Origin of the sequence: Mycobacterium sp. 852002-30065_SCH5024008 (assembly GCF_001665645.1) — a bacterium.
Taxonomy (GTDB): domain Bacteria; phylum Actinomycetota; class Actinomycetes; order Mycobacteriales; family Mycobacteriaceae; genus Mycobacterium; species Mycobacterium paraffinicum.
The window spans coordinates 1-13,986 of sequence record NZ_LZSZ01000057.1; the positions used below are offsets into that span (position 1 = coordinate 1).

At 67.1% G+C, this 13,986-nt stretch carries 15 protein-coding genes; 8 read left to right on the forward strand and 7 right to left on the reverse strand.

What is annotated here, in order from left to right; all coding sequences use genetic code 11:
• The first annotated feature begins 390 nt into the window (after positions 1-390).
• The gene (locus A5781_RS06135; protein WP_067202739.1) at positions 391-714 is read left to right on the forward strand and encodes a putative quinol monooxygenase; all 324 of its coding nucleotides are present in this window, start codon (positions 391-393) and stop codon (positions 712-714) included.
• Here A5781_RS06135 and A5781_RS06140 read toward each other — a convergent pair.
• The gene (locus A5781_RS06140; protein ID WP_067202742.1) at positions 711-1,400 is read right to left on the reverse strand and encodes a guanylate cyclase; all 690 of its coding nucleotides are present in this window, start codon (positions 1,398-1,400) and stop codon (positions 711-713) included. The genes A5781_RS06135 and A5781_RS06140 overlap by 4 nt on opposite strands.
• A gap of 101 nt (positions 1,401-1,501) precedes the next feature.
• On the opposite strand from A5781_RS06140, the gene A5781_RS06145 reads away from it, so the two are divergent.
• The gene (locus A5781_RS06145) at positions 1,502-1,711 is read left to right on the forward strand and encodes a hypothetical protein (RefSeq protein WP_067202745.1); all 210 of its coding nucleotides are present in this window, start codon (positions 1,502-1,504) and stop codon (positions 1,709-1,711) included.
• Here the strand turns inward: A5781_RS06145 and A5781_RS06150 are convergent.
• Complete coding sequence (locus A5781_RS06150) at positions 1,663-2,487, reverse strand: adenylate/guanylate cyclase domain-containing protein (protein WP_067202747.1); 825 nt, start codon at positions 2,485-2,487, stop codon at positions 1,663-1,665. The two genes, A5781_RS06145 and A5781_RS06150, sit on opposite strands and share 49 nt — an antisense overlap.
• Before the next feature lie 124 nt (positions 2,488-2,611).
• On the opposite strand from A5781_RS06150, the gene A5781_RS06155 reads away from it, so the two are divergent.
• Together A5781_RS06155 and gnd are read left to right on the forward strand one after the other, a co-directional pair.
• Positions 2,612-4,015 (forward strand): glucose-6-phosphate dehydrogenase, encoded by a 1,404-nt coding sequence (locus A5781_RS06155; RefSeq protein WP_067202869.1) that lies wholly within the window; start codon positions 2,612-2,614, stop codon positions 4,013-4,015.
• Positions 4,016-4,030: 15 nt separating this feature from the next.
• Positions 4,031-5,053, forward strand: a complete 1,023-nt coding sequence (gene gnd / locus A5781_RS06160) for a phosphogluconate dehydrogenase (NAD(+)-dependent, decarboxylating) (protein WP_067202751.1) — start codon at positions 4,031-4,033, stop codon at positions 5,051-5,053.
• A gap of 47 nt (positions 5,054-5,100) precedes the next feature.
• On the opposite strand, the gene A5781_RS06165 is transcribed toward gnd, so the two are convergent.
• Positions 5,101-5,967, reverse strand: a complete 867-nt coding sequence (locus A5781_RS06165) for an alpha/beta fold hydrolase (protein WP_067202754.1) — start codon at positions 5,965-5,967, stop codon at positions 5,101-5,103.
• Between the two features lie 119 nt (positions 5,968-6,086).
• Here A5781_RS06165 and A5781_RS06170 point away from each other — a divergent pair, with 119 nt between their 5' ends.
• The 3 genes from A5781_RS06170 to A5781_RS06180 all read left to right on the forward strand — a co-directional run bounded on the left by A5781_RS06170 (position 6,087) and on the right by A5781_RS06180 (position 8,819).
• The gene (locus A5781_RS06170) at positions 6,087-6,560 is read left to right on the forward strand and encodes a VOC family protein (protein ID WP_067202758.1); all 474 of its coding nucleotides are present in this window, start codon (positions 6,087-6,089) and stop codon (positions 6,558-6,560) included.
• Positions 6,561-6,671: 111 nt separating this feature from the next.
• Entirely contained in the window at positions 6,672-7,577 is a 906-nt protein-coding gene (locus A5781_RS06175) for an alpha/beta fold hydrolase (RefSeq protein ID WP_067202763.1), read from the forward strand.
• Positions 7,578-8,819, forward strand: a complete 1,242-nt coding sequence (locus A5781_RS06180; RefSeq protein WP_067202766.1) for a WS/DGAT domain-containing protein — start codon at positions 7,578-7,580, stop codon at positions 8,817-8,819.
• Here A5781_RS06180 and A5781_RS06185 read toward each other — a convergent pair whose 3' ends face one another.
• Both A5781_RS06185 and A5781_RS06190 read right to left on the reverse strand, forming a co-directional pair.
• The gene (locus A5781_RS06185; RefSeq protein ID WP_067202769.1) at positions 8,820-9,434 is read right to left on the reverse strand and encodes a hypothetical protein; all 615 of its coding nucleotides are present in this window, start codon (positions 9,432-9,434) and stop codon (positions 8,820-8,822) included. It lies immediately after the preceding gene.
• Entirely contained in the window at positions 9,431-11,101 is a 1,671-nt protein-coding gene (locus A5781_RS06190; RefSeq protein WP_369817685.1) for a pyruvate, phosphate dikinase, read from the reverse strand. The genes A5781_RS06185 and A5781_RS06190 overlap by 4 nt, the downstream gene beginning before the upstream one ends.
• A 110-nt stretch (positions 11,102-11,211) precedes the next feature.
• Here A5781_RS06190 and A5781_RS06195 point away from each other — a divergent pair, with 110 nt between their 5' ends.
• On the forward strand, positions 11,212-11,721 hold the full coding sequence (locus A5781_RS06195) for a DoxX family protein (protein WP_067202775.1): 510 nt from the start codon (positions 11,212-11,214) through the stop codon (positions 11,719-11,721).
• On the opposite strand, the gene A5781_RS06200 is transcribed toward A5781_RS06195, so the two are convergent.
• Positions 11,705-12,199 carry a hypothetical protein gene (locus tag A5781_RS06200; RefSeq protein WP_231990647.1) on the reverse strand — a complete coding sequence of 165 codons (495 nt, stop codon included), beginning with the start codon at positions 12,197-12,199 and terminating at the stop codon, positions 11,705-11,707. The genes A5781_RS06195 and A5781_RS06200 overlap by 17 nt on opposite strands.
• A gap of 368 nt (positions 12,200-12,567) precedes the next feature.
• Positions 12,568-13,932: a flavin monoamine oxidase family protein gene (locus A5781_RS06205; RefSeq protein WP_067202780.1), complete on the reverse strand. Its 1,365-nt coding sequence runs from the start codon at positions 13,930-13,932 to the stop codon at positions 12,568-12,570.
• Between the last annotated feature and the right edge of the window lie 54 nt (positions 13,933-13,986).

Here is a 13,986-nt window from a genome sequence, read left to right on the forward strand (position 1 = left end):
ATGCGATCGTCGGCAGCGTCAGATGTGTATAAGAGACAGCTCTCGCATTGATTCTGTGCGAATCGCGGACCGCTTACTCTTTCGCGCAAGTGGCCTGCCTCACAAACCGAGCGCAGACCGAGCTATTTCACTTCGCACTAGCTCCTGTTCTGCTCGCGTGTCCTATATGCGTCAAATAGTGCCGCGAAAGATCGAGACTTTCGCGAATTGATTTCGTTAAGGATTCGCAATTCCCGGGTCGCCGGCCGGCGGCATTTCGGGCGCCGGCGGGGCCGGGGGTGCGGGCGGCGCGGGAGCCGTAGCGTCGACCAGCACGGGCGAAGCCTCCGGCGGTGGCGGCCGCGGTCGGGCGAGGCGCAGTATCCAGGAGCGAGCAAGGCGGGGACCGCAATGATCTTCATCGTCGTGAAGTTCGAGACGAAGCCCGAATGGACGGATCGCTGGCCAGAACTCGTCGCATCCTTCACGGCCGCCACTCGTGCCGAGGAAGGCAACCTCTGGTTCGAGTGGTCGCGCAGCCTGGACAACCCGGCGGAGTACGTCTTGGTGGAGGCCTTCCGTGACGGTGAGGCGGGCGGTGTCCACGTCAACAGCGACCACTTCCAGCGGGCGATGCAAGAACTCCCGCAGGCACTGACGTCCACCCCGAAAATCATCAACCAGACCATCGAGGCGACGGGATGGTCCGAACTGGGTGAGATGTCGGTCGACTAGCCGGCTCCGCTTACCGCGACGGCGATTTCCTCGCCCAGCTGATAGCCCGGCGCCAGCGGAAGCGTGTCGCCGCTCCAGAACTTGCCCGGGTCAAACCAATTGGTGTCCTTGTCCGTGTTCAGCAATCCCATTTCCTCGTAGGTGATCGCCACCGTCTCCGCGCAATAGGCCGTGGCGAGGCTCATCGTGCGCTGTTCCCGACGGCGCCGGGTCTGCTCGCGAACTTTGGTGTCCACCACGGGGATTCCACGCACCCAGTCATTGATGGTCGGGAGCCGGCCGCGGAACCAGCGACCGGTCAGCCGCGCGGTGGTGGGAAACGCGGTGCCGTCCATCCGGGCGATCACCCGCAGGAGCTTGTTCTCCTGCTCGCGGGTGGGGTGGGGTGTCAGCTGACGTAGCCAACACCGCTGGTCGTAACGCTGCGTCCACTGCAAGACCGCCTGGTGCAGGTCATTGAGCTGCACGCCGCGGTGGTTGGTTCCGGTCCACAAGTCTTCGAGCTTGTCGCCCAGTTCGGCATGCCAGATCAATGGCGGCAGGTCGTCGATGGCCACCGTCATGCCGACATGATTCACCGGCGCGTTCGTCAACGTCTGAATCGCGCGGTCGGGCCGGGAACGGCCGCGAAACAGCCAGAGATCGCCCGTGCGAGTTTCGTTCAGCGCTTGATCGAGGGTGAGCATTATGAGGAGAGTACTTCGCGTCTGTCGTGTACACGTCCAGCCCTTGGGCTTCGGAGCTGCAAGAGCACACAAGTTAATCGCAGCGCGAATACCCTGGGGTCATGCGGAATGTGTGGAAATGGCTTGGGCTGGCCGGCGTCGCCGGTGTCGTCGCTGGAGGCGCGCTGGTGGTTCGCGACCAACGCAAACGACGCGCCTACACGGCCGACGAGGTCCGGTCCCGCCTGCACCAGCGGCTGGCCGAATACGACGGCGAGGGCTTTCAGTCCGAATCGGGATCGGCCGGGGCCTCGACGGCGAACAAGCGATAGTCGCCCGAAAATCCCTTCAGCTCGACGTCACGGCCCTCGTCGAAGCGGATGTCGTCACAGTCGGAAAGGGCATCTCGCACCGGCTGACTCACCAAGATCTGGCCACCGACGGCCTGCGCTGCCACCCGTGCCGCCATCGCGACGTTGCGGCCGAACAGATCTTCGCCGCGCCGCACCGAGCGGCCCATGTGGATGCCGATCCGAACGCGAATTTCCTCGTGCCGCTTGCGCTTTGCGTCCCTGCGTAGCGCGCGCTGCAGGTCGATGCCGCACCGCACCGCTTGGTCGGCGCGGGCGAAGGCGACCATGAAACCATCGCCCTGGCTCTTCACCACGTGACCGGACCGCCGCTGCACGAGGTCGGACACCAGCTTGTCGTGTGCTGCAATGAGCTTCACGAAGGCCCGGTCACCGATGCGCTCGTTGAGCGCGGTGGATTCCTCGATGTCGGAGAACAGGATGACCACCCGGCCGTCCGGCGTGACGCGCGCCAGGTCGGGACGCTCCACCTCCGCCCAGTCGGCAAGGTCTTCGATGGAACTGCGTATGGCGCCACCGAAACCTTCTTTGCGCACCAGGTTTGCGGTTTGCCACACGGTCTTGACGGCCTCGCGCCCGCCCGACAGCAACCAATTGCGGGTGTCGGCGCGGTGCCGCAACTCGTCGATTTCCTGACGGCCGCGGACCAGTAGCCGCGCCAGCACGGCGAGCGCGATGGCCTCGATCGCGGCTACGCCGGCCAGGACGTAGACCGTGATATGCAGCGCGTCACCCACGCAAGCATCCTGTCAAAGGTCGCCATGGCTTGAGGTTGTCGGGTCTGTGTGCGGTGTCTAGTGTTAGGTCCGACCGCCGCGGGTAGTGAGTCTGGAAGAGCCGATGACTTTCGGAGGTGCGGGCTTGGCTGACGGCGGGGACAACTCTTCGAACAAGCTGGTGATTTTCGGCATCACCGGGGACCTGGCGCGCAAGATGACGTACCGGGCCTTGTACCGGCTCGAGGCGCGCGGCATGTTGGACATCCCGATCGTCGGCGTGGCCAGCGACGACATCCCCCTCGAGAAGCTGGTCGAGCGCGCCCGCGACGCCATCAAGGCGTCGGGTGAGAAGTTCGACGACGCGGTGTTCGACCGGCTCGCGGGCCGGCTCTCCTATCTGCACGGCGACGTCACCGACGACAAGCTCTACGGCCAGCTCGCCGAGAAGATCGGCAAAGACTGTCGGCCGCTGTACTACCTGGAAATGCCGCCGTCCCTGTTCGCGCCGATCGTGGAAAACCTCGCCAAGGCCGACCTGTTGGAGTGCGCACGCGTCGCGGTGGAGAAGCCGTTCGGCCACGACCTGGCCTCGGCGCGCGACCTGAACGCCCGGCTGCGCGCGGTGCTCGACGAGGATCAGATCCTGCGGGTGGACCACTTCCTGGGCAAGCAACCCGTCGAAGAGCTGCAGTACCTGCGCTTCGCCAACAACGCCCTGGCCAAGCTGTGGGACCGCGACAGCATTTCCGAAATCCACATCACCATGGCCGAGGATTTCGGCATCGAGGACCGCGGCAAGTTCTACGACGCGGTGGGCGCCCTGCGCGACGTCGTGCAGAACCACCTGCTCCAGGTGCTCGCGCTGGTCGCGATGGAGCCCCCGGTCGGTCCCAGCGCCGATGACCTGAACGACAAGAAGGCCGAGGTGTTCCGCGCGATGCCGGCGCTGGATCCCGAGCGCTGCGTGCGTGGCCAGTACCGCGGCTATACCGACGTGGACGGGGTGGCCAAGGATTCCCAAACCGAGACCTATATCGCGCTGCGGACCGAGATCGACAACTGGCGCTGGGCGGGTGTCCCGATCTTCTTGCGCGCAGGAAAAGCGTTGCCAGAGAAGGTCACCGAGGTACGGATGTTCCTCCACCACGTTCCCGGATTTTCGTTCCTGCCCAACCGTCGGCCGCCCGCGCCCAACCAGATCGTGCTCCGCATCGATCCCGATCCGGGGATGCGGCTGCAGTTGTCCGCCCAAGTCGGCGACGAATGGCACGACGTACACATGGACTCGTCGTTCGCCGAGGATCTCGGGGAAGCGGTGCGTCCCTACGAACGGCTCCTTTACGCCGCGCTCACCGGGGACCGCCAGTTGTTCGCCCGGGAAGACGCGATCGAGGAGACATGGCGGATCGTGCAGCCCGTGCTGGACAAGCCGGGCCGGATCCATCATTACGACCAGGGCTCCTGGGGACCCGATGCCGCGCAGTCGCTGCTGCACGGTCACCGCAGCTGGCACGAGCCGTGGCTGCCAAAGCAGACGTCACAGTAAGGAGAACACGAAGAGATGCAGCTCGGGATGATCGGCCTCGGCCGGATGGGCGCGAACATCGTCCGCCGCGTCGCCAAGGACGGACACGAATGCGTGGTCTACGACCACAACCCCGACGCGGTCAAGGCGATGGCGGGGGAGGAGCGGACCACCGGGGCGTCGTCCCTGCAGGAGCTCGCAGAAAAGCTAAACGCTCCGCGGGTCGTCTGGGTGATGGTGCCGGCTGGAACCATCACGACGGGCGTCATCGAGGAGCTTGCCGAGACACTGGACTCCGGCGACATCGTCATCGACGGCGGCAACTCGTACTACCGCGACGACATCAGACACGCGAAGACGCTGTCGGAGAAGGGCATTCACCTACTCGACTGCGGCACCAGCGGCGGCGTGTGGGGCCGGGAACGCGGCTACTGCCTGATGATCGGCGGCGACGACGAGGCTTTCCTGCACGCCGAGCCGATCTTCGCCAGCGTCGCGCCCGGCGTCGACGCGGCGCCGCGCACTCCCGGCCGCGACGGCGAGGTCGCGCGGTCGGAAAAGGGTTACCTGCACTGCGGGCCGTCCGGCGCCGGGCACTTCGTCAAGATGGTGCACAACGGCATCGAGTACGGGATGATGGCCTCGCTCGCCGAGGGGCTGAACATCCTGCGCGGTGCCGACATCGGCAAGCAGGTGCAAGAGGGCGACGCCGAAACGGCGCCGCTGTCGAATCCGGAGTTCTACCAATACGACTTCGACATCCCCGAGGTCGCCGAGGTCTGGCGCCGCGGCAGCGTCATCGGCTCCTGGCTGTTGGACCTGACCGCGATCGCGCTGCACGATTCGCCCGATCTGACGGAGTTCTCCGGGCGGGTCTCCGACTCCGGGGAGGGCCGGTGGACCGCGATCGCGGCGATCGACGAGGGCGTCCCTTCGCCGGTGCTGACGACCGCGCTGCAGTCCCGCTTCGCCTCGCGCTCACTCGATGACTTCGCCAACAAGGCGCTGTCGGCGATGCGCAAGCAGTTCGGCGGGCACGCCGAGAAGCCGGCTAACTAGCGGCGATCGCAAGCGCGGCGTAGCCGGGACGAGCGGGTCGCCGCCAATCAGTGCCGCTTGACGAACTTCACCACGGCGTCGCTGAACGCGTCGTTGTCGTCGCCGGCCGCGGTGTGCCCGGCGTTGGACAGCTCGACGAACTCCGCGCGGGGCACGCTGGCCAGGAAATGCCGGACGCCTTCGGGGCTTACCACGTCGGACAGCTTTCCGCGGATCAGCAGGACAGGAATCGAGAGGCTCTTCGCGGCCTGCTCGAACTTCTCGGTGCGCAACTCGGGATCGTCGCCGGGCTTGGTCATGAAAGCCGGGTCCCAGTGCCAGTACCAGCGGCCGTTGTCACGCAGGCGCAGGTTCTTCTTCAGGCCCTCGGGGCTGCGCGGCTTGTCCCGGTACGGGAGATAGTCGGCAACGGCGTCGGCGGCCTCCTCCAGCGAGTCGAAACCGTCGAGGCCGCTGATCATGAAATCGCGAATACGGGCGCTGCCGCCCTTCTCGAATCGGGGCACCACGTCGACGAGGACCAGCCGGGTCACCACCGCGGGCCCCGCCCGGTGGGCGGCGAGGATGCCGGTCAGCCCGCCCATGCTCGCACCGATGATCATCACCGGCCGGCCGATCGCCTCGATCACCTTCAAGACATCGGCGGTCAGGGTCTCGACGTCGTAGTCGGCATTGGGTGCGCGATCGCTGTCACCGTGTCCGCGGCTGTCGAGCGCGACGACGTGCAAGCCCTGGTCGGCAAGCGTTTGGCCGGTGTTTTTCCAGGAATGCCGGTTTTGGCCGCCACCGTGCAGCATGAGGACGCTCGGCCGTCCCGCGCCGTCGGTCCCGCCATTCCATTCGTCGGCGACCAGGGTGATGCCGCCGACGCCGGAAAACTCGACCGTCTGGGGGATGCTGCTGACGGTGCTCATGCGACCTGACGTTACATAGGGGGCTTAAGCACCGTCTCGCGGGTCGACGACGCGATGAGTTTTCACCCTGGCCGCGGTCTATCCAGTGACAACACCAACCAGCCCATGAGGAGCGGCCAATGCCATCGATCACCCCGTCGCTGTGGTTCGACCACGATCTGGAGGAGGCGGCCAGGTTCTACACCTCGATTTTCCCGAACTCGCACATCGAGGGCCTCAACCGAACCACGGAGGCCGGGCCGGGCGAGCCGGGTACCGTCCTGTCCGGCAGCTTCGTGCTGGACGGCACCCGGTTCATCGGCATCAACGGTGGCCCGCACTTCCACTTCACCGAAGCGGTGTCCTTCACCATCCACTGCAAGGACCAGGACGAGGTCGACTACTACTGGGAGCGGTTGACCGACGGCGGCGAGGAATCGCAGTGCGGTTGGTGTAAGGACCGCTTCGGCCTGAGCTGGCAGATCGTCCCGGACCGGCTCTACGAGCTGATCAGCGACCCCGACCGGGTACGCGCGGCGGCAGCCACCCAAGCGATGTATGGCATGCGAAAGATCATCATCGCCGACCTGGATCGGGCCGCCGCGCGGGTGTAACGAAACTCCCTGTCGCAGCACCGCTTTGACCGCTTAGGGCATGTGGTCTGTGCGTCTTCGGCCCGCACGCGTTAGGTTGGTCCGTGCGGACGCGCCGAGCAGGGAGTCGATATGGGTGAACCAGGCTGGATCGACGTGCCCAGCCCTGCGGGGGACCTGAAGGCACTCACCTGGGGACCGCGCGGTGGCCCCATCGCCTTGTGCCTGCACGGCTTCCCCGACACCCCCTACGGGTTTCGCAAGATCGCTCCGCGGCTCGTCGAGTCCGGCTGGCGGGTGGTGGCGCCCTTCATGCGCGGATACGCGCCGTCGTCGATCCCGGCCGACGGCAGCTATCACGTCGGCGCGATGATGGACGATGCCTTGCGGGTGCGCTCGGCAGCGGGCGGCACCGACGGTGACGTGGTGATCGGCCACGACTGGGGTGCGATCGCCACCACCGGTCTGGCCGCCATGCCCGACAGCCCATTCACCAAGGCCGTGATCATGTCCGTGCCGCCGTCGTCGGCCTTCCGTCGCAAGGCTGGCGCGGCGGAGCGAGGGCGGCTGGCCGGCCATCTGGCGCGCCAACTGCTGCGCAGCTGGTACATCATGTATTTCCAATTGCCCTTGCTGCCAGAACATTCCGCGTCCTGGGTGCTGCCGCTGCTGTGGCGGCGGTGGTCACCGGGCTATCGCGCCGACGAGGATCTACGCCACGTCGACGCGGCGATCGGGACGCCGGAGAGCTGGCGTGCGGCACTGGGACCGTACCGCGCCACGATCCGCAACACCCGGCCGCCGGCGCAGTATGCCGAACTGAACGAGCTGTGGACCGAAGAGCCGGTGTGGCCGTGCCTGTACCTGCATGGCCGCGACGACGGCTGCATGACACCGGCTTTCGCCCGCTGGGCGGAGAAGGTGTTGCCGCCGGGCAGCGAGATGGCCATCGTGGATCACGCGGGGCACTTCCTGCAGCTCGAGCAGCCCGACAAGGTCGCCGACCTGATCCTCGGGTTCATCGGCTCGCCCGGCTGAATGGCCCCGCAGCGGTTGGCCGCTGTCGATGCGCAGTTCTACTGGATGTCGGCCAAGATTCCCAACGACGAGTTCTTGCTCTATGCGTTCGACGGCGAGCCCGCCGACTACGCCCATGTCATCGAGCAACTCCGCCGGCGGGCCAACCAGGACCCGGAGCTTGCGCTGCGAGTGCGGGATCGCGGACCGCTGGTCTACCCGCAGTGGGTTCCGGCGGCCGTCACGGCCGACCAGGTCGTCCGCCACGACCTCGACGACCACAGCTGGGCCGGCTGCCTGGCCGCCGTCGTCGCCCTTGCCGGTGACCAGCTGGACGTGTGCCGGATGCCCTGGCGGCTGCACGTCTTCAGCGCGGTGCTGGGCATCCCGGGCGTGACCGGGCCGGGGAGCGTGGCGGTGATGCAGGTCGCGCACGCGTTGGCCGACGGGGCCCGTGCATCCGCGATGGCGGGTTGGCTGTTCGGCCGGCCGGATCCCGTGCCCGGGGTGCGACGGCTACGGGCCGGGTTCTTGCCGTGGCGAGCCGCGCAGGCCGCTCGCGCCCATCGTCAGCTGGAGCGCGACACCCGCGCGGGGCTGCTGGCCCCTAGGGCCGGTCCCCGGCCCCTACTGCCGACGAATGCGCGCCCCGGCGCGTCCCGCTCGGTGCGCACGCTGGTGCGACACCGCTCGCAGCTGCGCGGCCCTACCGTCACAGTGGGAGTGCTGACCGCGATCTCCGCGGCGCTCTCCGAGTTACTGGGCGACGCCGCCGATACGCTGGGCGCCGAGGTTCCGATGGCTAAACCCGGTGTCGCGCATGCCTATAACCACTTCGGCAACGTCACCGTGGGTCTGTATCCAAAGCTGGGGTGGGACGCCCGCGCCGAACGGATCGCGGCGGAGCTGGCCGGCGGCCGGCGCCGCTTCGCGCATCCGGCTACGCGCTACGCCGACCGAGCTTTTGCGGCGGTGCCCGCAGTCCTATTGCGTTGGGGAGTAGCCCAATTCGATTTCGATGTTCGCCCCGAGCAGGTGTCCGGCAACACCGTGGTGTCCAGCGTTTACCGCGGGCCGGCCGACCTCAGCTTCGGGGGGGCCCGGGTGGTCCTGACAGCCGGCTACCCGGGGCTGTCGCCGGTGATGGGGCTGACGCACGGCGTGCACGGCATCGGGGACACCATCGCGGTCAGCGTGTACGCGGCCGAGTCGGCCGTTCCTGACATCGACGCTTATGTGCGGCTCCTCGACGCGGTGTTGTAGCTACTGCGCATCGCCGGATCGGGCCGCTTCCTCCCGCGTGAGACCGACGGCCAAGATCAGCTCCTCGTGCAGCTCGAACCACACCGTATGGTAGGAGTCGATGAGCGGCCTGGTCAGCCACGCGGTCTCGCCTGCCCGCACTTTGCCCAGGGCCGCAACCAATTTCGCCGGGTACGCGTTCAGCCTCGGCAGCTGCGCCGCGACCGACTCGATGATGGGCAGCACCCGCGCATGCACATTTGCGAGGCGGGCCAGCACCGCGGCGTCGTATTCCGCGTCATCGTGCGCGTTCGGGGTGCCGCCGGGGCCGCCCTTCAGCTGCCAATCCGTGACCAGGGATTTGAATTCGGTGTTGACGGGCCGAAAGTCGTCGTAGGCGGCGGCCAGCGCCGCCCGGTCCGCGCCGCTACGCTCCTCGTCGAGCAGCGCCGCGAGCCGCTCGCGCCCGGCGGGGGTGATCCGCACGGTCGCACCGTCGACCAGTAGGCCTGCCGCGGTCAGCCGTCCGACGATAGTCGTCACGTCGGCAATGTCCTCGTTCAGTGTCCCGGCAAGCTCGGCGGGACGCAGCCGGCCCTTCAGCCGAACCGCTTGCAACACTGCCAATTCGGTCATGACGTGGTCTCACCCGCGAGCCGCAGTGCGGTCAGCATGACGATAAGAGGGGTGGCCGAGACGACGTCGGTGTGTCCGCGTTTCATCGCCTCCGCCACCGCGTCCTCCGTGGCGTCGTCCAGCCGCAGGTGGCCGCCGGAGGTGTGTGCACGCAGCGGGCTGAGCCTTCGCGCGATGTCGGCCAGCTCCCGCAGTTCGGGTGTATCGCTCTCCGACCATGCGGACAGGCTCAGGTTGCCCTCGCGCACTTCGCCTTCGGCGCCGTCGACGGTGATCAGCTTGCCGGCCAGGGATGCGGCGACTCCGTGTCCGCACCCCACTACGGCCACGCGGCCGAGTTCGCGGCTGACTACTGCCGCGTGGCTGGCCGCCCCTCCGACCTCGGTGACGATGCCTTGCGCGGCAAGCATGCCGGAGACGTCTTCCGGCCGGGTGTGATCGCGCACCAGGATCACCGACTCGCCTCGCTCCGCGGCATCGAGCGCCTCGTCGACGTCGGTGTATGCCCTACCCGATGCGACGCCCGGGCATGCCGGCAATCCCTTGGCCAGAAGATTTGCCGCCAAACGTATTTCGGGCTGCAACGCCGGTAACAGTAGGGTCTGTACGTGCGCCGGGGTCACCCGTCGCAGCGTCTCGGCGTCGTCGATGAGCCCCTCGTGCCGCAGCTGTAACGCGAGGCGCACCGCTGCCTGCGCCGACCGCTCCGCGCCCCGTGTCTGCAGCAGCCAGAGTTTGCCGTGTTCGACGGTGAACTCGATCTCTTGAACGTCGGACCCGAGGCGCTCCAATTTGTGGGCGGTGTCCATCAACTCGTCGTAGACGGCCGGCTGCTCGTCGCGCAGGGCGGTGACCGGCTCGACGTCGACCGATCCGGATACCACGTCGTCCCCCTGTCCTCCGGGCAGCCATTCGCCGAACGGTGCGCGGTCGCCGGTGACGGGATTGCGCGAAACAAGAACGCCCGCACCCGAATCGGGGCCGTGGTTGCCGAACACCATCGCCTGCACGACGACCGCCGTGCCGCTCTGATCGTCGGCGCCGCCGGAATGGGCGCGGTAGGCGACCGCGCGGGGTGAGTTCCACGAGGCGAACACCGCCTCGATGCCGGCGCGTAGCTGCGCATGGGGGTCGGCGGGCGGCGATTCGTGGTCGTCCAACCCAACGATGCGCCGGTACATGCGGTCGAACCGCTGGCGCGTGTCGCGGGCGAACGCCGTGTCGGCCGCGGCCAGCGCTTGCTCGACATCAGGGTTCATACCGAGGTCCAAGATCGTGTCCATCATCCCCGGCATCGACTGGGTGGCCCCCGAGCGCACGCTGACCAGCAGGGGACGCGGACCCCGACCGAACGTGCGCGAAGTCTGCACCTCCAGCCAGCTCATCCGGTCCAGCACGTCGTCCCAGATCGCGTCGATCGTTGACCCGGGGTCGGCGAGGTACCGCAGCCCCACCTCGGTGGTGATGCAGAAGGCGGGCGGCACCGGCAGGCCGTGACGGCGCATCATCTCGATGCCGTGGCCCTTGTTGCCCAGCAGCGCCCGCGGATGACTCGCCGTGCCGTCGAGTAACACCACGCAATGCCCGTCAGGCGAGGCCCCGGACGCGCTACAGGGAGCGCCGCTGCCTCGTGCGATACGAGCCGTGGTGCACCCCCTTCTGGTCAGCGGCTGATTGGCCAACGTCGGAACGTCCGCAATGTTCCCACACGCGCCACGGGAGTTAGCTGCTCGGCGGTCCTGTTATCCGGTCCGCCCGATGATCTAGGTTTGCAGGTATGACTCCCTACGACGTCGGGTTACTGATCTTGCGGCTGGTGTTGGGCGTGACGTTGGCCGCGCATGGCTATAACAAGTTCTTCGGCGGCGGCCGCATCCCGGGCACCGCGCGGTGGTTCGAAAGCATCGGGATGAAGCCGGGCAAGTTCCACGCCACCGTGGCCGCGACGACTGAGATGGCCGCCGGGCTCGGCTTGGCCGCCGGTCTGCTGACCCCAATCCCCGCCGCCGGCTTCGTGTCGTTGATGCTGGTCGCGGCCTGGACCGTGCATCGCGCCAACGGCTTCTTCATCGTCAAGGAGGGCTGGGAGTACAACCTGGTCCTGGCGGTCAGCGCCATCGCCGTGGCCACCCTGGGCGCCGGGAAGCTGAGCCTGGACTACGTGGTGTTCGGGCACAACTGGATGGACGGCTGGCGCGGCTTGTTGATCTCGGTGGTGCTCGGGATCGCCGGCGCGATCGGTCAGCTGGTGATCTTCTACCGGCCTCCCGTTAAGCAGACTGGTTAGCTGGGGTCGTCGTCCTACTCCGCCGTCTCTTCGCTCTGGCGACGGTAAGCGCGGCGCACACCACCAGCACGCCAGTGGACACGGCTTCGGCGATCAACACACGGGAGTTCAGCACTTCCCGGTCCGATACCAGAGATATGCCCAACTCGTGCTTGGCATCGCCGGCCAGTACCGCCGGATACACCAAACACAAGACAGCGCTGACGAATGCGACGACAGCGAATCCGCACGCGACGAGTCCGAGCACCCGCACTCGGCTCGCGCCAAGCAGCGCGCCGCCGGCGGCAATCGAGGCAATCAGCACGACCCAGCCCGGCGTGCTGTTGACCAGTCCGGTGAACAGACCACCATAGTGTTCGCCGTGCTCGCCGATGTAGATGCCCAGACCGTTCCAGCGAATGGGCAAGCCCAACGGGCTCAGATCGATCCACGGTAGAAGAGTCAATGCGGCTGACGCGATGGTCGCCACGACGGTCACTACTCCGATTGCCCTGGCGCGCACCCGGTTTCCTCTCGATCCGTTCGTCAGCCAAGGAGCTCGGCTAACGCAACACACATGTACCTGCCTGCCGGGTTTATGACGATTCCGCCGTGCCCCTGTTCGCGTGCCATGTCCACCACCCGCTTGATCGTTAGCGACAACGCCGCATCGGCAGGGCTAGAGGCCAAGACCTCTGGCGCGCGGCGGTGTGCTGGTCTGCCGGCCAGCACGACGTTACATCCAAACTCATGGTCTGCGGCTATCCGGCTTAAGCCGCTAAAGGCCGGTAGGAGTTTTGTGCCGGATTCGCTAACGCTGCAGGGCGGGCTCGCGGCCGACACCAAAGCCGCGCACAAGGGATTTGATCAGGCGACCGCGGCGGTCTCGGCCTCCCGCACTTCGGTCGCCGCGCGCTCACCGGAGCGGATCGCTCCGTCGATCCACCCGCACATCTCGGCCGAGCTTTCCGTCCCCGCCCAGTGGATGCGACCGCAGGGCTCGCGCAGGGTGTAACCGAACTCGGTCAGCACGCCGGTCGGGGCGTGGCTGATCATCCCGCCGCCGGAGTAGCGCTCGATGGTCCAGTTCTGCTCGTGGTATTCCTGCGGCGTTCTGGCCTTCTCGCCAAACCGGTCGACCAGCTCGCCGACGAGCGCCGCCCTGCGTTCGGCCTCGTTGAGCCTCGTCAGCCGACGCGCCGCGGGTCCTTCGGTGATGACGCACATGACGCCGGGGTCGCCGGTGTCCGTGCAGGCGTCGATCGTCAGGGTGGCCGGGGTTCCCGGTGCGGCCGATTGGCCGGACAGCCCGTCGGCGCGCCAGAACGGCTCGTCGTAGATGATCGACGTCTTGATGGCCGCGCCGCTCGGCATGCGCTGGTGCAGCATCGCCCGATCCACCGGCAGCAATGGCTCGTAGACGATCGACGCGGCGATCGCCAGCGGGATCGCCACGATGACCCGCCGGGCGCGCACCGTCAGGTCGGCGGCGCTCACCGTCACACCGTCGGCGTCCTGGGCGATTTGCCTGACTGGTTGCGAAAGGTGCACGGAATCAGCCAGTTCGGCCGTGATGGGACCGTAAATGGCGCCCATCCCCCCGACCGGCCGGGCATCCTGCGAGCCGCCCTGGCCCGAAATCGCGAACGTCAGTCCGCCTGCCGACGCCGTCTGCAACAACCCCCACAGCAACGACGTCTCTGACGCCGCCGAGGTGTAGAGGCCGGCAAAGGCCATGTCCAGCATTTCGCGGGCCTGCTTGGACATGGTGTTCTGCTCGATCCATTCGCCCACGCTGATGCGGTCCCATTCGTCGGCGTGTTTGGCGTCCCACGGCGCTTCGCGCGGAAGCGATTTCGCCATTTTCTCGATCGACAGCAAACCGACGCCGAGGTTGGCGACCGCCCATGGGCTCATCGTCCAGGGGATGGTGCCGCCATAGCGGTGCTTCCTGCCGTCGACGATCATCATGGCGTCGCCGTCGTTGTGCTGCTTGTACTCGGGGACACCGAACTCGTCCATCATCGCGTAGATCCGGTCCTGGCCCGGTCCGATCCACGCACCGCCGCGATCGATCCATGTCCCGTCGGGTCGGTACTCGGTGAAGGTCCGGCCGCCGACCCTGTCACGCGCCTCCAGCAAGGCCACCGAATGACCCGCCTGTTTCAACCGCAGGGCGGCCGTCAAACCCGCGAATCCTGCTCCGACCACGCAATAGTCGACCTCTGACATGGCTGGCTCCTCAACCTAGGCACCGCCCCAGCAGCAAACTACACCTCGGCCGGT